We start from the raw sequence: 17,612 nt of genomic DNA on the forward strand, positions 1-17,612 counted from the left end.
ATTGACTATTCATCTCGCCCACCCCATCACTTTAGCTATTAAAATAAGAGTGGAACTGACATCGAATTGATATCCTTAGTTCCACTCCTATTTAAAAATGCATAACCCAAAAATGCATCAAATATACTTCAACTTAATCAATGAAGTGCACTCGATATGCAACTTCATGTAAACAAATTCTGCATGCTTAAATTAACTATTCACTTTTAATCAATATCATCATAGGCAATATCTTTATCTGCAACGATACGCCCATCAACTCGAATCGTATAGCCTGCGTCTCGCCCTTGTTGAATTTCGAGCGGAATGACGACCTCTCGATCACTCGTTATTGAATACGTTTGATAAGGTGTAGTGCCTCCACTATTCTGATCTCGTCGAAAGATTTGAACCTTTTGGCTTTTGCCCTTTTTTCCAGAGTAAGGTACCTCTTCTTTCGCTTCGTAATCTTTGGTTTTGCCATGATGCGAGTCAGAATCAGAAGATGAGGCTTTGTCATGTTTACCATGTGTGTCATCGCTGTCACTTTTATCTTTGTCTTTATCTTTATCCGCGTCGTCTGAATCGTCTTGATCCTCATCATCTTTAGACTTCGGTTGCTCACCTAAAGACACCACGAGCGTGACAGTTGAACCTTCATTCACTTTTTTATTTTTAGGGCTTTGGCTGATAACGTGGTCTTTCTCAACCTTTTTACTGTAACGTTTGCTCACCGCGACATTAAAGCCCTTTTCTTCAAGTGCTTCGGTCGCTTCTGCAACACTTTTACCTTCATAATCGTCGACTTTAACTTGCTTGTAGCCAAGAGATTCTGTCAATTTGATCTCTGTGTCATGAATTTCCACCTTTTTACCTGGTTCAACACTTTGTGACTCAATATGGCCTTTAGGCACATTAGATTTCGTATACGCCGTATCAAAGTCGATATGCGTAATACCCAATTTATTCAATGTCTCTTCAGCAGAATCCTTACTCATATTGTACAAGTTTGGCATCTCCGCCATCTCAGGTCCTTTCGACACTGTTAAATTGACTTTCGAACCTTGTTTCACTCGACTGCCAATTTTAGGTGACGAACTGATCACTTTATCTTCATCGTACTTGTCACTATAGGCGTGATCGACCTTTCCAACTTTCAGCTTATGTTTTTTTAAAAGTTGTTTCGCTTCTGACATCGTGTGGCCACTCACATCAGGTGCTTCGGAGTATTTCTTGCCAAACATGCCCCAACCTGCGAATGATACCAATGCCGCTACGAGTAGTAAAAAGATAAAGCCTAGGAAAAATTTCTTCTTCTTCGAACGTTTCTTCGTCGGTACAGCATGAAACTGTCCTTCGTCACGTTGAAATTGTTGATGATTGATTGTGTCACTATCTTGACGCGATTGAGACGTGTTAGGAATTTGCGTCGTCTGTTGACTCAACGTTTCATTGACATAACCTGTATTTAACGGCACTGTCTTAGTTTGTGTATTGTCAGTGTGATAAACCTCATCATCTTGATGATTGGAATCTAGTGCTGTCTGTAAATGTGAACGCATATCCGCCACATCTTGGTAACGATCGTGACGATCTTTCTCAGTCGCTTTCAAGACCACATTGCTCAATGCTTGGGGTACATCCTCACGCGTTTCTGAAATGTTGGGAATGGCGGATTGAATATGTTGAATCGCGACACTAATCGCCGTTTCACCTTTGAACGGCGGTTCCCCCATCAAGAGTTCGTAGAGTACGATACCTATCGAGTAGACATCTGTCGTCTTATCTGTATTCTCTCCACGTGCTTGTTCGGGTGAAAGATACTGTACAGTCCCGAGTACACTATTCGTGTGTGTCATCGTCGTTTCACTTAGCGCTTTCGCAATTCCGAAGTCTAATACTTTTAACGTATAATCCTCACAGACGAGCACGTTCTGCGGCTTCACATCACGATGGACGATACGATGCTCATGCGCATGTTCAATCCCATTGATAATCTGTTCTGTAAAGTTAATCACAGTATTAATATCTAAAGGTTGGTGCTGCTTAATATACTCATTCAGCGTTGGGCCGTTGATATATTCCATGACGATAAAAAAATGGTCGTCATCATCTTCAGTAACATCATAGACATTAACGATATTCTCATGGGAAAGTTGCGTTAAATTATGTACCTCTCTGTTAAAACGTTGAAGTGTCGCATCCTTTTCTCCTGAAGGTACAGTTATCGCTTTAACCGCAACTTGGCGCTGAAGAATCGTATCTTCAGCCAAATAGACCGTACTCATACCGCCCCCACCAAGTTTACGTACTACACGATAACGGTCACTAATCACTTGACCGATCATACTTTATCACCCTCGATTTCAGCGAGGACAACACTCACATTATCTTTCGACGCTTTATCTTCTGATAGACGAAGGAGGGCGTGACCTTGTGTCTGTAAATCTCCTCCCTCAGCTAACTGAGCTTGAATTTCGTGATCACGTACGTAATCTGTTAAACCATCTGTACATAATAAAAGATAGTCGTAGAAATTTGTCCTTTTAACAAACAAATCAGGTGCTACACGACGATCGGTACCCATCACTTTAGTAATAATATTCCGTTGCGGATGGTTAAACGCCTCTTCTTCTGTAATTTGACCAATCATGACGAGATGATTGACGAACGAGTGATCACTCGTAAGTTGGTTAACCTCACGTGAATTAACTAAATACGCACGTGAGTCCCCGATATTCGCCACAACGACGTGATTGTCAAAGACCATCGCACAGACACATGTCGTGCCCATGCCATGATATGATGCATGACTTTCTGCATAGTCATATAAATCTCGGTTGACACTCTTTAAGGTCGTGTTTAACCAGCGTTCTGCACGTTCAGGCTCGATGAAATTCTCTGCTTCGAAACGTGATTGTAAGGCTTCTGTGACATATTGACTTGCGACCTCACCTGCTTGATGGCCACCCATGCCATCACAAATCACCAACAACTGTTGTTCTGTCTTATTGTAGAAGACTCCGCCAGCGTCTTCATTCTTCTCACGATATGGTCCTGCATCAGTGAATAGTTCAGCATTAAGCATGTTACCTACCTCGTTTCTACTTGACGTTCTTTTGCTCTTAACTGGCCACAGGCTGCATCAATATCTGATCCTTGCTCACGACGAATCGTCGCATTGATGCCTAAACGTTTCAATTCTTTTTCAAATTTAAAAATGTCTTCTTTCGGCGTTCTCACGTAGTTACGTTCTGGAACGTGGTTGACTGGAATTAAGTTAACGTGACAGTTGAGATGTTTGATTAAAGCAGCGAGTTCGCGCGCATGTTCAAGTTGATCGTTAACGCCGCCAAACAAGCCGTATTCAAAAGTGACACGTCGATTCGTTTGTTCTTGATAGTAATCAATCGCATCCATCAGTTTATCCACGTCGTACGCTCGGTTAATTGGCATTAAACGAGAGCGGATTTCGTTGTTCGCACCGTGCAGACTGACTGCAAAGTTGATTTGAATATCTTCTTCCGCGAAGTCATAAATACGTGGAATAATTCCTGAAGTGGATACAGTGATATGACGCGCACCAATATTTAAACTGCGATCATGATTCACAATGCGTAGGAAATCCATCATTTCATCATAGTTCTCAAATGGTTCGCCAATACCCATGATGACGATTTGAGAAACGCGCTCATCGGTCGCATCTAAGGCTTTCTGTACCGTTAAGACTTGGGCCACAATTTCACCCGCTTCAAGGTTACGGTTAAGTCCACCAATAGAGGAAGCACAGAAAGTACAACCGATACGACAACCTACTTGTGTCGTCACACAAACCGAATTACCGTAATCGTGACGCATTAATACCGTTTCAATTGTATAGCCATCTTGAAGTTGGAAGAGAAATTTGATCGTTCCATCTCTACTTTCTTGCTTTACAACTGTAGATAGCGTTGTAATCGCAAAGTGTTCTTCAAGCAGTTCACGTAATGGCTTAGATAAGTTAGACATCTCATCAAAGCTGTCGACACGCTTTTCGTAGAGCCATTGATAGATCTGTTGCGCACGGAACTTTTGTTGACCATGTTCTACTAACCAATCTTGCAATTCATCAAATCTTAGCGAATAGATCGATTGCTTATCGAAATCTGGAAGAAATTTGTTCTTTTTCTTCTTTTTTTCAGTAATCATAGTATTATTTATCCTTTCTTTTTATTCGAGTTATAAAGAAACCATCTGAATCAAAGTCTTGTGGCAATATTTGAAGTGTCTTGACTTGTTCATGTGTGATCGGATGTTCAATAGGTTCAAATTCAAATTCACTATTTTGCTTTAAAAATGTATATATAACGTTCTCATTTTCAAGTTGTTCAATCGTACATGTAGAGTAAACAAGGGTTCCTCCTGGTTTCAATTGATGTTTCACATTCTCTAATATCTCCAACTGTAAATCAACAAGTTGGTGTATGTCGTCCCAGGATTGCGTGTATTTAATCTCAGGTTTATGGCGCAATACCCCGAGTCCACTACATGGTGCATCTACTAAAATTCTATCATACATCTCTTGATATGGCGTGGTCGCATCGTGTTGCATCGCTTTCACATGTGGTAATCCTAATTTATGAATATTCTCTTGGATTAACGCAATCTTATGTTGATGAATGTCAGTCGCAGTAACCTGACCTGTGCCACGTAGTAATTCACCTATATGACACGCTTTACCTCCTGGTGCACTACACGCATCAAGGATATGATCACCAATTTGCGGGTCGAGATAGTGCGCGACGAACATCGAACTTTTATCTTGAATGGAAATCAAGCCCTCACGGAAACTATCTGAGTTCGCAATCACTCCGCCGCTCACATGTAAACACACATCAAGCTGCGCATCCTCTTCGACTGTAAACCCTTCCTCTTCTAAACGTTGGACAGCTTCTGAGGTTGAAACCTTCGCCGTATTTACTCGTACGGTTTGCGCGACATGCTCTAACATGGACTGGGCAATGCGTTCGGTCTCTTCAAAGCCGTAATGCGTAATCCAGTGTTCAATCATCCACATCGGCAAACTATAGCTTATGCTTAGACGGCGTTTTGGATCCTGAATCTCCATAGGATCAGGTAGTTCTGAACGCGTGATTTGGCGTAATATACCGTTAACTATCTTACCTTGGTGCGGACCGCCACGCTGCTTTGCAATCATCACTGCTTCATTAATCACGGCATGTGTCGGGATACGATCAAGGTAACGATACTGATATATACTCATCCATAACAATATGCGTACCCAGCGTTTCAGTTTCGTTTGGATAAAAGGCTTGAGTAAATAATCTAAAGTATATTGACGTTTCAAAGTGCCATAGACGATTTCTGTAATCAGTCCTTTGTCAGCTTGAGACAAATCCGTATGCTGAAGCGTTTGATTGAGAGCGATATTGCTATAGGCATGATCTTTAATCACCATCTCTAACGTTTCAAAGGCTAGCGTTCTTGCATGTGTCTCAGCCGTCATACCAGCACCTTGCCTACGAGAGATTCTTGTACACCACTGAGATAGTTTGCGACAGGCATACGTTTCTTGCCAGCGAGTTGAATCTCAGTCAACGCAATCGCATCACTAGAACCTGTACCAACAATAATGGCTTTCATCGTCGTTTCAATAATTTCACCTGGCTGTCCGTCTTTATCTGCTTCAATGCGTGCAGCAAACAATTTCATATTCGTCTCGTCCATCGTTGTATAAGCAACAGGCCATGGTGAAAGACCACGGATGTGGTTGAATATATCGCGTGCAGACGCTTCCCAATTCACTCGTTCATCTTCGCGTGAAATGTTAGAAGCGAAAGATGCTTGCGAGTCATCTTGTGGGATGCTCTCATTCGTTTCATTAATAATGTCTGGTAACGTGTCATGCAACAACTCTGCACCTAAGAAACTCAATTTATCATGGAGTGAGCCAACATTATCTTGATCTTCAATCTCAATGGCTTTTTGAGAAATGATATTACCAGCATCTAACTTTTTCACCATATACATAATCGTTACGCCCGTTTCACTTTCCCCATCAATAATAGCTTGATGGATCGGCGCGCCTCCTCGGTATTTCGGCAAGAGTGAGGCATGTACGTTAATTGCTCCTAAACGTGGCGCTTCTAATAGTGATTCGGGTAATAATTGACCGAACGCTGCTGTGACTATGAGGTCTGTGTCGAGTTGAAGTAAGTGGTCAAGTTCTTCCGAGTCAGCAAGCTTTTCAGGCTGATAGACTTGAATGCCTGCCTCTTGCGCGACGCGTTTTACCGGCGGCGGTGTCATCTTGCGCTTTCTACCTACTGGACGATCTGGTTGTGTCACCACTGCGATGACGTCATGTTCCGCAATTAACATTTCTAATACTTTAGTTGAAAAGTCTGGGGTTCCCATAAAGATTATCTTACTCATCGTCTAAATACGCCTCCAATTCATCTTCAGAAATACGTTGCTCTAATTTATCTGTAAACCATACACCTTGAAAATGGTCATACATATGCAAGATCATGCGTGCAATATCATCATATGCCGTCAACTCTACCTCTCGCCCATGACGGTCTTGTGCCTGAACCACTATCATGTGACTTCTCGTAACCGTGCCATAGACACCCTCTAAACTTATCGAACCTTCTAACTCCGTCGTTGTTTCATCAGATTGAGAGATGATTTGAGGATTAATTAATTGGAGTAACCCGTCAGGACCCATATCAATAATTGCCGCTTGTTGATCGATGCCAATTTGCGGCGCACAAATTGCTGCAGCTTCTTCAGCGTAAAGTGTATCTTCTAAATCAGTTAATAGCGTTTCTAACTGGTTATCGAACCGCGTTACTGATGAGGTGGGATGATTCAATATGGGATGGGCAGATGGTACGAGTTTCTTAATCGACATATAGACGTCTCCTTATAAAAATTCATTAAGTTATTATAACTTAAAAAGTAACAAATTGCGATAGTATGAAAACGCTTTGTGAGTTTTAGTAAAAGGATAAAATCAAAATCTAGCCATATAATAAAAATATTTAATAATAGTAACGTGTGAATAAGCGAGTTGTATTAATATCTTAAGGCTAAATACTTTTACTTATAATTAAAAGACAATCCATTGAGTGAAATGACAATTAAGCACGCGCTTGTTCAAAGTTTTGTTGTATAATATTAAATGTCGAACAAGTATAGTTAAATAAATTACCTCTTGTTTCACAACCCATATCTTTTTATTACAAACCTATGAAACAAACATGGAGCGATGTGCCTCACTTGAACCTTGCTTCTATGATATTGAAAAGGAGTTACTCAATTGAAAACAGTTGGAATGTTACGTTCAATCAAACAACCTGGAATATTAGCACGTACTATAGCCTATATGTGTCACTTTAACGACATAGTTTTTTTCTATTTCACCCCAGAGGATGTAGATACTGAGTATCAACAAATTAATGGTCTCTTTCTTGAAAATGGTCAATGGAGACGCGGTATCATCGGATACCCAGATGTCGTGGACAACGAACCCATGAAAGCCGTTAACAAAGGTATTTATGATTCACTGCAAACTGTATCCGTAATGACGACGCATGCACTTGGCGGTAAGAATAAAGTCTTTAAAATGCTATCTCAAAGCAATAACTTTAAAGATGTACTCATTCCTTATCGTTTAGTTAAAAAGCCAGAGGATATTTTAAACTTTTTATCACGCTATCAGAAAATCTTGCTTAAACCTGTGTTTAGCAATCAAGGAAGAAATATTTATGTCATTGAACAATGTGGCGATAAGATCACTTTATCCGATGATATGACTTCCACAACGTTAAGTGAAGAGGACTTATTGCCACTTATTAATGATAAATTTTTAAAACCTAACTATATTTGCCAGCCATTTTTCGAATCTAAAACGAAAGAAGGCCATCCCTTCGATATTCGGCTACATGTGCGTAAAAACGAGAAAGGCCAATGGCAAAAAGTTAAAATTTATCCACGTATTGGACTAGGTCGTCATATTACTTCTAATATCAGCCAAGGCGGTGGTATCTCACCTATAGTACCGTTTCTCAAAGCAAACTTTGGAGATAATTGGAAAGATATTAAACGTCGACTTGAACAACTTTGTGTTAGCTTTCCGAAACGCTTTGAACGCTTCTATGATTATGAACTCGATGCACTAGGTATAGATTTGGGTGTGAACCCACAGGGAGAGATCGGCTTATTTGAAGTGAATACTTACCCAGGTCAACAATTCTTCTACGCTGAAGATTCTGAAGTCAGAGTCAGCTACTATCAATATCTATTGAATCGCATTCATAGCGACAGAGTACAATAATTAAGGAAAGACACCTACAAAGTGAGCAGTACGCCTGCCCTTTGTAGGTGTCTTATTTAAATTCCAATTGTCTCGCCTCAATCGCTACATCATCATTTGTGGCGCAATATCAATCTTCAATGCGAGTTTCTCTTTCATATATTGTTCATGATAATAATCATCCAGATATTGTAACGCTTGATATAAATCCGGTTCACTCTTATATTTGATCAGAATTTGGAAACGATATTCGTTATTAATCCGCGTAAGCGCAGCAGGTGATGGACCTAGCACCAATGCCTTATCAGACAGATGTTGCAACAAGATTTGGTGAATATGCTTAGACGCCTCTAACACCTTTTTCATTTCTTGATGAGAAATCGTAAAGTTGATTAAGAAGAAATACGGCGGATACTTGCCAAGTTTACGATATTCCATCTCTTGACGGTAAAATGCCAAATAATCATTCTGCTGCACATCTTTAATCGCATAATGCTCTGGATTATACGTTTGAATAATGACTTGTCCCTCTTTTTCATGACGCCCGGCACGGCCTGCCACTTGCGTTAACAATTGGTATGTTCGTTCACTTGAGCGGAAATCAGGTAAATTCAACATCGTATCGGCATTGAGCACACCTACAAGGGTAATATTAGGGAAGTCTAGCCCTTTCGCAATCATTTGTGTTCCAAGAAGAATATCGCCCTTGCCTTCGCCAAAGTCGTTTAATAATTTCTCATGAGCCCCTTTACGTGACGTTGTATCCACATCCATACGAATAATGTTAGCTCCTTCAAATTCACGTTGCAGTAGTTCTTCTACGCGTTGGGTGCCTGTTCCGACTTGACGAATATGCTCACTTTCACAGTTCGGACATAAGGCTGGTGGTGTTTCTTGATAACCACAATAGTGGCATTTCAATTGATCCGTCGACTTATGATAGGTTAAAGAAATATCACAGTTCGGACATTGTGGCACATGACCACAATCACGACAAAGCATAAACGAAGCATAGCCACGGCGGTTTAAGAACAAGACAATTTGTTCTTTGTTCGCTAAACGCGTCTCAATGGCCTCTCTGAGTTGATTCGAGAACATCGAACGGTTGCCTGAACTCAATTCTTCACGCATGTCGACGATATCAATATGCGGCATCGCTTGATCGTTCACACGATTCGGTAAGCTCAACAACTGATATACACCTTTATCCGCACGGGCATAGGACTCTAGACACGGCGTCGCACTGCCGAGAACGAGTGGGCACTGATGATATTGACTACGCCACTCTGCGATATCACGCGCATGATATCTCGGATAATCTTCTTGTTTGTATGAGGATTCATGCTCCTCATCGATGATAATCATCCCGAGCTCTTTAAATGGCGCAAAGACACTAGAGCGTGCACCCACACTGACGCGCGCACGACCATCTCGAATCTTCTGCCATTCATCATACCGTTCACCTTTTGATAAACCTGAGTGAAGTACCGCTACTTCATCTCCAAAACGTTTCTTAAAACGCAAGACCATTTGTGGTGTTAATGCAATCTCCGGCACAAGCATCATCGCTTGTCGATTGTGATTCAAGACACGTTCAATCGTCTGCAAATAAACTTCTGTCTTACCCGAACCTGTGACACCATGAAGTAAGAACGTGCGTTGTTGTCGCTCTTCAATACTTTCACAAATCGCATCGTAAGCACGTTGTTGATCTTGAGTCAGTGTCTGATTCTTCTCCTGTTCAAAGACACGCGTTGCAAATGGATCCCGTTCAATTACCGCATCATACTTTTCAATCATACCTTTACGTGTCAAAGTATTGATGGATGAAATTGAGAAATCCATCTCTTGTAACTCTTTTAAAGAGACGTCACGGTGACGTTCATCGCTCAAATACGCATATAAATCATACTGTTTCTCTTTCGACTCTAATTCTGCTAACACGCTATCTATCGCTGCTTCGTCAGCAATACGTACTGCACGTTGCGTCTTCTTACCCACACTTTGGGATAAAAGTGTTTGTTCTTCTACTGCGCCTTCTCGTAAAAGGTCTAAGAGTGCTTTCAAATCGCCATTCTTTTGGGCAGCTTTATATTCGTAGTTACCTGCGCTGTCAAAGTGTTTAACAAGCGAATCAGGTATGGCGTTAAGATCTTTCAGATGGAAGACTTTCGTATACTTCGCTTTCAACGCTGCCGGTAGCATCACTTCAAGCATTGAGATCCGTTTCGTTACAAAGTATTTACCATACCACTCGCTTAATTGAATCAATTCTGGTGTTAACTCTGGTCGAATATCTTGAATTTCCTTGAGTTCCTTTAACTTAGAGAGGTCTAAGTTCTCATCTGGCTGATCAGTTAATGCCATCACATAGCCCTGTATCGTTCTCGGCCCAAATGGCACAATGACGCGCATGCCTACTTGAATGACAGACTCTAATCGTTCTGGAACGAGATAATCGAAGTTATAATCGACGCTTTTAGATTGAACATCTACTATGACTTTGGCAATCATTTATTTCCACCTAGTTTCTAATTCATCTACAATGAGCTGCGCTAACTCGACCTTAGGCTTTTTACCTAAAGCGACTGAAGATTGATCTTTAAAGTACATCGTATAGTCATTGTTATCTGAACTGAACCCGATTGAACGGTCGCCCACGTTGTTCGCAATGATGACATCTGCATTCTTACGTTCTAATTTGTCTTGCGCATAGCGCTCAATATCACGCGTTTCGGCCGCAAATCCTACTAAATATTGGTGTGATTTATGTTCGCCTAAGTATTGTAAAATGTCAGGCGTACGTTTAAATGTCACACTGAGTTCGCCTTCTTGTTTCTTCAATTTATGCGGCAACATTTCTGTCGGTGTGTAATCTGAAACTGCCGCTGCTTTGAAGACGATATCCACGTTATCGTAACGTTGCTTTACCGCTTCAAACATGTCTTCCGCGCTTTCAACACGAACGACTTCGACACCTTCTGGGTCTGAGAATGAAGTAGGACCAGAAACTAAAGTCACCTGTGCGCCTTTATCTCTTAGCGTTTCTGCGAGTGCGTAACCAATTTTACCTGAAGAACGGTTAGACAAATAACGCACCGGATCAAGCTCTTCGATTGTAGGCCCAGCAGTCACCAGCGCATGTTGGCCTGCAAAGGTGCTTGGAGACTTCGATGTTGTTTCAGATACCGCTTCATGGGAAGATGAATTGAAATGTTCATTTAAGCGTGCCACGATCTGTAGCGGCTCTTCCATACGACCTTTAGCGACATAACCACAAGCAAGATAACCATCGCCTGGCTCGATAAACGTGTAGCCATCCCCTTTAAGGATGGAAATGTTATGTTGCGTTCTAGCGTTCTCGTACATATGCACATTCATCGCTGGAGCTACAAACTTCGGCGTTTCAGTAGCGAGCAATGTTGAAGTGACCATATCGTCTGCAATCCCCACACTCAACTTCGCAATGATATTTGCTGTAGCAGGCGCAATGACGATGGCATCCGCCCAATCACCTAAAGCGACATGCTGAATCTCTTCAGGATTCTCTTCTTTAAAGGTATTTGTATACACGACATTACGACTGATTGCTTGAAACGCGAGAGGTTGTACAAATTCTTGCGCATTATCTGTAAGCATCACTCGAACGTTATAGTTTGCTTGAGTCAACTTACTCGTTAAATCGATTGCTTTGTATGCTGCAATACCTCCTGTCACAGCCAACAATATATTCTTCATCACTATTGTCCTCCATCGAATTATTCCATCGTAACGTTTCTTCGTACGACATTTAAACGTCCGCTTTGAGCATGTAATTCAGCTCATCATACGCCAATATTGAGGCTTTATGAGTCGACGTTCATCTGCGTCATTTTAACTCTCATTATACACCATTTTGTAGGTAAAATAAAAAGCACGGAAGTATAGCCTGTCCTTTCCACTTGGACACGAACTACACTACCGTACTGCTCATTGCATGACAGACTGTGGTTATCATCTCACTCGTCGTAACACTTTCATACAAAGGTTAAGATGGCTTGCTTCAACCCTCTCTTCTCCTTTTAAAAAAACGAAAAACCTGCAACATTGACTTGAGCACTTATGAAACGCTCTCGTTCTACTCTGCCCAATGTTGCAGATTTCGCATACGCTATGAAATGACACCATTTAATATCGTCATGGTACATCTCTCAAATATTTATACTCAGAAGTATGAGCTTACGCTTTATTCGTCACGATCAATTGTACCGTTAGGATAAACGTTACCGTCTGCAATTTCTTCAAGCGCTTTACCTACTGTTTTTACAGATTTGTAATTATCTAATAAAGTACTTTCAGGTTTGTCTTCTAACTCTCTTGCACGTTTCGCAGCTGTTGTTGCGATTAAGTATTTAGAACGAACTTGGTTAGTTAAATCATTTAATGCAGGGTATAACATTATTTTTTAGCCTCCAATATCATCTTTCTATATTTTGCTTCGATACGCTCTCTCTTTAAATGCTCTGCGTCAACAATGGATTGAATGCGTTGTTTCGCCAACTCAACCTCATCATTTACTACGACATAATCGTAAAGATTCATCATTTCCACTTCATTACGTGCTTCGTTTACACGACTTTGAATCTTCTCATCACTTTCCGTACCACGTCCGACCAAACGCTCACGTAAATGATCTAAACTTGGTGGTGCTAAGAAGATAAATAGTGCGTCCGGAAATTTCTTACGAACCTGCTTTGCACCTTCAACTTCTATTTCTAGAAAGACATCATAACCTTGTTCCATAGTATCTTTAACATATTGCACAGGTGTCCCGTAATAATTTCCTACGTATTCTGCATACTCAATAAATTGGTCTTGCTTGATGAGGTCTTCAAACTCTTTCTTTGTCTTGAAAAAGTAATCCACCCCATCTTCTTCTCCCTCACGCATATCACGTGTCGTCATTGAAATTGAATATTTATAAGATGTCGATGGGTCATCAAATATTTTCTTTCGCACCGTCCCTTTGCCTACACCCGAGGGACCAGAAAGCACAATTAGCAAACCTTTCTCATTATCCATGATTTACGACCTTTCTAGCTATTCTTCTATTATTACAATATGATACCATACTCCCTATTTAATTGTATAGCGTCCGTAGACAAATCTTCTCCTATGCCCACCTCACATCTCATGTTACAATGAGTTCACTGAAATTATAGAAAGTGGATGATACACATGGCATATGATGGTTTATTTACCAAGAAAATGGTAGCAGACTTACAATTTCTAATCGGTGGTCGCATTCATAAAATCAATCAACCAGAGAATGACACGATCATCATGGTGATTCGCCAACAACGTAAGAATCATCAACTCTTATTGTCAATCCACCCTAGCTTCTCTCGCATGCATATCACTGAGAAGAAATACGATAATCCCTTTGACCCACCTATGTTTGCGCGCGTCTTTCGTAAACACTTAGAAGGTGGATTTGTGCAAGCCATTCGTCAAATCGGTAATGACCGCCGTGTTGAAATAGATATTGAAAGTAAAGATGAAATAGGCGATACGATTTATCGCACTGTCATACTAGAAATTATGGGTAAACACAGCAACCTGATTCTAGTCGATGATGACCGTAAGATTATCGAAGGTTTTAAACATCTCACGCCCAACACCAATCAGTATCGTACTGTCATGCCTGGCTTTAAGTATGAAACGCCGCCGACGCAGGACAAGTTAAACCCTTACGAGATTTCTGCTGATCAAGTAAATCAATATATTGATTTTAATAGTGGTAAAATTGCTCGACAGTTACTTCATACGTTCGAAGGCTTTAGTCCGCTCATCACGAATGAAATCGTGAATCGCAAACAATTTATGACAACTGAAACCTTACCTGAAGCTTTTGCTGAAGTACTCGCTGAAACAGAAGAGCCAGAAACTCCCATTTTCCATAAAAATCATGAAACGGGAAAAGAAGATTTCTACTTTATGAAACTGCAACAGTTTGACGACGATGCGGTCATCTATGACTCCTTGCATCAACTACTTGACCGCTATTATGAGGCACGTGGTGAAAGAGAACGGGTGAAGCAACGCGCGAATGACCTCGTACGTTTCGTGCAACAACAAGTGCAGAAGAATCAACATAAATTAGGTAAACTGATGCAAGAATCTGAAAGTGCGAAAGATAAAGATCGCGAACAACTTTACGGGGAATTAATTACGGCAAATATTTATCGTATCCATCAAGGTGACGACCATGTGACGGCGTTAAACTACTATACGAATGAAGAGGTAGATATCCCCCTTAATCCGACGAAATCGCCGTCTGAGAACGCGCAATATTACTACAAACAATACAATCGTTTGAAACGTCGAGAATATGAAGTCGAGCGCCAAATCAAGCTAACGAAAGACAATATTCAATACTTCGAGAATATCGAGCAACAACTCGCACATATTACGGTTGATGATATTGATGAAATTCGTGACGAGTTAGCTGAACAAGGTTACATGAAAGCGCGTAAACAAAGTAAGAAGAAGAAAAAACCTCAAATTCAGTTGCAACACTATCGTTCTACAGATGGAGATACGATGCTTGTCGGTAAAAATAACAAACAGAACGATTATTTAACGAACAAGAAAGCCGCTAAACAACATTGGTGGTTCCACACTAAGGATATTCCAGGTTCACACGTCGTGATACTAAATGACGATCCGAGTGAGGAAACGTTGAAAGAAGCTGCGATGTTGGCAGGTTACTTCTCTAAAGCAGGAAATTCTGCTCAAATTCCTGTGGACTACACGCAAATTAAAAATGTGCATAAACCTTCAGGAGCAAAGCCAGGATTTGTTACTTACGACAATCAGAAAACGCTGTTTGCGACGCCTGATTATGATCACATTAAAGCGATGAAAATAGATGAGAAATAATCATCATCTCGAGCACATCTTCTAAATGCAGCTTTCACAGAAAGGATTAAACATTAGCAATTAATAAAATATCACTATCTATAAATATAAATCACCCAGCCGAACAAAGTAAGGACGTCACATCCTACTTTATCGACTGGGTCTTTTAATGTATCTATTTATCGTCGAAAGCTATTGTTTCTCAGGTAAAGCTAATTGCCAGTTTACACCAAAACGATCTTGTACCCATGCAAACTCTCTGAACGGTGGCATTTCGGTCTTCGGCATTAAGATGGCACCTTGATTCTTCAATTTACTAAATAATCGTTCCATTTCCATCGCTGTATCAACAGTGACATATAGTGACATCGCTGGATTCATTTCTATATCCATGCCATTCACATTGTCAATCGCCATCAATACTTGGTCTTTCAATCGAAAGATCGCATGTTGTAAATAATCTGTCGGCGCGTCATCTTCTTCACTATAACGACGCATTGCGAGAATTTCTGCATCATCGAAAGCTTCTACGTATGTACGTATCGCTTCTTCAGCTTGACCATTAAACATCATAAACGTAGTCACTTTAGGTATACTCATCCGTTATCCTCCTCTTTTCAACCGTTCTATTACTCTCGGTTAAATCATCTCTACTCATTGTAACATATCAAGAGCTTGGCGCATGATCCACACGTAGACGAGCGTAGCACCTTAGTCTTCCTGGCCTACCACTACAACTCCGACATTTCCTAAGTCACATTACTTTGTTAAAATAGATTAAAAATACGTGGAGGTAAATTATGACATTCGTGCTTATTCCATTACTCGTCTTCTTTGTCGTTTTATTGGTAGGTTGGTTACTGATTAAAATGTTTATTCGTTAATATAATTGAAATACAAATAATCCTGTGTTGCGTCGCATCAAGCACGTCAACACAGGATTATTTTTACGATCAACTTATAAATTATCGCGCCACTCAACAAGTGTATCGATATCTTCTTTCGTAATGACGCCTCTTTCTTCTGCTACTTCAATGAGTTCATTGTAATCACTTAAAGTATAGAAAGGCACGTTAGCAGTTTCAAATGTTTCTGTCGCTTTCTTCAAGCCATAAGTAAAGATGGCTACGACACCAAGTACTTCTGCGCCACTTTCTTTCAATGCATCTACAGCGGTGATAGAAGAGCCACCTGTAGAAATTAAATCTTCAACGACAACCACTTTCTTGCCTTGGCTATTCGCACCTTCAATTTGATTCTGTTTCCCATGACTTTTACTCTTAGAGCGAACATAGTTCATAGGTAAATCTAGCTCTTCTGATAAGTAGGCTGCGTGTGGAATACCTGCAGTTGCTGTACCAGACACGATTTCAACATCACCGAAGTGTTCACGAATTAATGCTGCTAAACCATCGCGAATTTGACGACGAACTTTTGGATAGCCAAGTGTCACGCGGTTATCGCAATAGATAGGTGATTTGATACCTGAACTCCAAGTGAAGCGATCGTTTGGTGAGAGTGATACCGCTTTGATATCTAATAAAGATTCTGCAATCGATCTTGCCATGTTAGTTGCACCAACTTTCTTTGATTTTGTGATAGCTTTCTACCGGATTGTCACTTTGTGTAATAGGACGTCCGACTACAATATGTGTAGAGCCATTTGTCTTTGCTTCTTCAGGCGTAGTAATGCGCTTCTGATCATTCGTTTGCGCATCTTTCGGACGAATACCTGGTGTGACTTTTAAGAAATCTGAACCTAAATGCTGTGTTAATAATTCTGCTTCTAACGGTGAGCATACAACGCCATCTAACTGTGCTTGTTGTGCGAGTTGCGCATAGTTTAAGACGGCATCTTCAATTGATGTTTGAATGTTCTGCTCGTCATGTAACATCTCTTCCGTCGTAGAAGTCAACTGTGTCACAGCGATGAGTTTCGTATCGGGGTTATGCTTTCTTAAGCCCTCTAATGCACGCTGCATCATTACTGTGCCCCCCGCTGCATGCACATTGACCATGTCGACCTCTAATTTCGCTAGTCCTTCCATCGCTTTACCTACTGTATTAGGGATGTCGTGAAGCTTTAAATCTAGGAAAATGCGGTGACCACGCGCTTTGATGTCTGATATGAGTTCTGGGCCTGTTTGATAGAACAATTCCATGCCGACTTTGACGTAAAGTGGCTCATCGAATAAATCTAAGAATTGGTCTACTTTCTCTTTAGATTCGAAATCTAAAGCGATAATTGGCAAAGTTTCCACTGATTAATCCACCTCAGTTTTTCACTTAATAGTGTGTATTGTTTAGAAAAGTTTAAGATAATATCACAATCACATTGAGCTTATCATTCTTAAACTCATCCACCGCTTTCAGTTCGTAATGAATAAAATGAGTATAGAGAGGTAGATGTTAA

At 40.7% G+C, this 17,612-nt stretch carries 15 protein-coding genes; 2 read left to right on the forward strand and 13 right to left on the reverse strand.

Annotated features, from left to right (window positions below):
- Positions 1-206: 206 nt before the first annotated feature.
- Genes pknB through HMPREF2802_RS04480 form a run of 6 tightly spaced genes read right to left on the reverse strand, consistent with a single transcriptional unit; the run spans position 207 to position 6,895 of the window.
- Positions 207-2,327, reverse strand: coding sequence for a Stk1 family PASTA domain-containing Ser/Thr kinase (gene pknB / locus HMPREF2802_RS04455; RefSeq protein ID WP_070502900.1), 2,121 nt, complete (start codon positions 2,325-2,327; stop codon positions 207-209).
- On the reverse strand, positions 2,324-3,067 hold the full coding sequence (locus tag HMPREF2802_RS04460) for a Stp1/IreP family PP2C-type Ser/Thr phosphatase (protein ID WP_070502901.1): 744 nt from the start codon (positions 3,065-3,067) through the stop codon (positions 2,324-2,326). Before HMPREF2802_RS04460 ends, pknB begins: the two co-directional genes overlap by 4 nt.
- A gap of 5 nt (positions 3,068-3,072) precedes the next feature.
- Positions 3,073-4,167, reverse strand: a complete 1,095-nt coding sequence (gene rlmN, locus HMPREF2802_RS04465) for a dual-specificity RNA methyltransferase RlmN (protein ID WP_049407096.1) — start codon at positions 4,165-4,167, stop codon at positions 3,073-3,075.
- Positions 4,168-4,171: 4 nt separating this feature from the next.
- Positions 4,172-5,485, reverse strand: coding sequence for a 16S rRNA (cytosine(967)-C(5))-methyltransferase RsmB (gene rsmB, locus HMPREF2802_RS04470; protein WP_070502902.1), 1,314 nt, complete (start codon positions 5,483-5,485; stop codon positions 4,172-4,174).
- The gene (fmt, locus tag HMPREF2802_RS04475; protein WP_070502903.1) at positions 5,482-6,414 is read right to left on the reverse strand and encodes a methionyl-tRNA formyltransferase; all 933 of its coding nucleotides are present in this window, start codon (positions 6,412-6,414) and stop codon (positions 5,482-5,484) included. Before fmt ends, rsmB begins: the two co-directional genes overlap by 4 nt.
- The gene (locus tag HMPREF2802_RS04480) at positions 6,407-6,895 is read right to left on the reverse strand and encodes a peptide deformylase (protein WP_070502904.1); all 489 of its coding nucleotides are present in this window, start codon (positions 6,893-6,895) and stop codon (positions 6,407-6,409) included. The genes fmt and HMPREF2802_RS04480 overlap by 8 nt, the downstream gene beginning before the upstream one ends.
- A gap of 408 nt (positions 6,896-7,303) precedes the next feature.
- On the opposite strand from HMPREF2802_RS04480, the gene HMPREF2802_RS04485 reads away from it, so the two are divergent.
- Positions 7,304-8,320 carry a YheC/YheD family protein gene (locus HMPREF2802_RS04485; RefSeq protein WP_070502905.1) on the forward strand — a complete coding sequence of 339 codons (1,017 nt, stop codon included), beginning with the start codon at positions 7,304-7,306 and terminating at the stop codon, positions 8,318-8,320.
- Between the two features lie 84 nt (positions 8,321-8,404).
- Here the strand turns inward: HMPREF2802_RS04485 and priA are convergent, their stop codons facing one another.
- The 4 genes from priA to gmk all read right to left on the reverse strand — a co-directional run bounded on the left by priA (position 8,405) and on the right by gmk (position 13,360).
- Positions 8,405-10,813, reverse strand: coding sequence for a primosomal protein N' (priA, locus tag HMPREF2802_RS04490; protein WP_070502906.1), 2,409 nt, complete (start codon positions 10,811-10,813; stop codon positions 8,405-8,407).
- A complete protein-coding gene (gene coaBC, locus HMPREF2802_RS04495) occupies positions 10,814-12,037 on the reverse strand; it encodes a bifunctional phosphopantothenoylcysteine decarboxylase/phosphopantothenate--cysteine ligase CoaBC (RefSeq protein ID WP_070502907.1) in 1,224 nt (407 codons plus the stop codon).
- 487 nt (positions 12,038-12,524) lie between these two features.
- Positions 12,525-12,737: a DNA-directed RNA polymerase subunit omega gene (gene rpoZ, locus HMPREF2802_RS04500; RefSeq protein WP_002472875.1), complete on the reverse strand. Its 213-nt coding sequence runs from the start codon at positions 12,735-12,737 to the stop codon at positions 12,525-12,527.
- A complete protein-coding gene (gene gmk / locus HMPREF2802_RS04505; protein ID WP_002472857.1) occupies positions 12,737-13,360 on the reverse strand; it encodes a guanylate kinase in 624 nt (207 codons plus the stop codon). Before gmk ends, rpoZ begins: the two co-directional genes overlap by 1 nt.
- A 156-nt stretch (positions 13,361-13,516) precedes the next feature.
- On the opposite strand from gmk, the gene HMPREF2802_RS04510 reads away from it, so the two are divergent.
- Positions 13,517-15,220 carry an Rqc2 family fibronectin-binding protein gene (locus HMPREF2802_RS04510; protein WP_070502908.1) on the forward strand — a complete coding sequence of 568 codons (1,704 nt, stop codon included), beginning with the start codon at positions 13,517-13,519 and terminating at the stop codon, positions 15,218-15,220.
- A gap of 171 nt (positions 15,221-15,391) precedes the next feature.
- Here the strand turns inward: HMPREF2802_RS04510 and HMPREF2802_RS04515 are convergent, their stop codons facing one another.
- From HMPREF2802_RS04515 to pyrF, 3 genes are all read right to left on the reverse strand, one after another.
- Entirely contained in the window at positions 15,392-15,799 is a 408-nt protein-coding gene (locus tag HMPREF2802_RS04515) for a VOC family protein (protein ID WP_002472826.1), read from the reverse strand.
- A gap of 358 nt (positions 15,800-16,157) precedes the next feature.
- Entirely contained in the window at positions 16,158-16,766 is a 609-nt protein-coding gene (gene pyrE, locus HMPREF2802_RS04520) for an orotate phosphoribosyltransferase (RefSeq protein WP_070502909.1), read from the reverse strand.
- Position 16,767: 1 nt separating this feature from the next.
- Positions 16,768-17,460, reverse strand: coding sequence for an orotidine-5'-phosphate decarboxylase (gene pyrF / locus HMPREF2802_RS04525; RefSeq protein ID WP_002472851.1), 693 nt, complete (start codon positions 17,458-17,460; stop codon positions 16,768-16,770).
- Positions 17,461-17,612: the final 152 nt, after the last annotated feature.

Source organism: Staphylococcus sp. HMSC071G07 (assembly GCF_001811435.1).
GTDB classification, from domain to species: domain Bacteria; phylum Bacillota; class Bacilli; order Staphylococcales; family Staphylococcaceae; genus Staphylococcus; species Staphylococcus pettenkoferi.

What these genes read in the sequence shown, in the direction of transcription:
- priA (WP_070502906.1), bottom strand. Translation starts at nt 10,813, where the DNA reads ATGATTGCCAAAGTCATAGTAGATGTTCAATCTAAAAGCGTCGATTAT.
- coaBC (WP_070502907.1), bottom strand. Translation starts at nt 12,037, where the DNA reads ATGAAGAATATATTGTTGGCTGTGACAGGAGGTATTGCAGCATACAAA.
- HMPREF2802_RS04510 (WP_070502908.1), top strand. Translation starts at nt 13,517, where the DNA reads ATGGCATATGATGGTTTATTTACCAAGAAAATGGTAGCAGACTTACAA.
- pknB (WP_070502900.1), bottom strand. Translation starts at nt 2,327, where the DNA reads ATGATCGGTCAAGTGATTAGTGACCGTTATCGTGTAGTACGTAAACTT.
- rpoZ (WP_002472875.1), bottom strand. Translation starts at nt 12,737, where the DNA reads ATGTTATACCCTGCATTAAATGATTTAACTAACCAAGTTCGTTCTAAA.
- pyrE (WP_070502909.1), bottom strand. Translation starts at nt 16,766, where the DNA reads ATGGCAAGATCGATTGCAGAATCTTTATTAGATATCAAAGCGGTATCA.
- rsmB (WP_070502902.1), bottom strand. Translation starts at nt 5,485, where the DNA reads ATGACGGCTGAGACACATGCAAGAACGCTAGCCTTTGAAACGTTAGAG.
- HMPREF2802_RS04515 (WP_002472826.1), bottom strand. Translation starts at nt 15,799, where the DNA reads ATGAGTATACCTAAAGTGACTACGTTTATGATGTTTAATGGTCAAGCT.
- rlmN (WP_049407096.1), bottom strand. Translation starts at nt 4,167, where the DNA reads ATGATTACTGAAAAAAAGAAGAAAAAGAACAAATTTCTTCCAGATTTC.
- fmt (WP_070502903.1), bottom strand. Translation starts at nt 6,414, where the DNA reads ATGAGTAAGATAATCTTTATGGGAACCCCAGACTTTTCAACTAAAGTA.
- HMPREF2802_RS04480 (WP_070502904.1), bottom strand. Translation starts at nt 6,895, where the DNA reads ATGTCGATTAAGAAACTCGTACCATCTGCCCATCCCATATTGAATCAT.
- gmk (WP_002472857.1), bottom strand. Translation starts at nt 13,360, where the DNA reads ATGGATAATGAGAAAGGTTTGCTAATTGTGCTTTCTGGTCCCTCGGGT.
- HMPREF2802_RS04460 (WP_070502901.1), bottom strand. Translation starts at nt 3,067, where the DNA reads ATGCTTAATGCTGAACTATTCACTGATGCAGGACCATATCGTGAGAAG.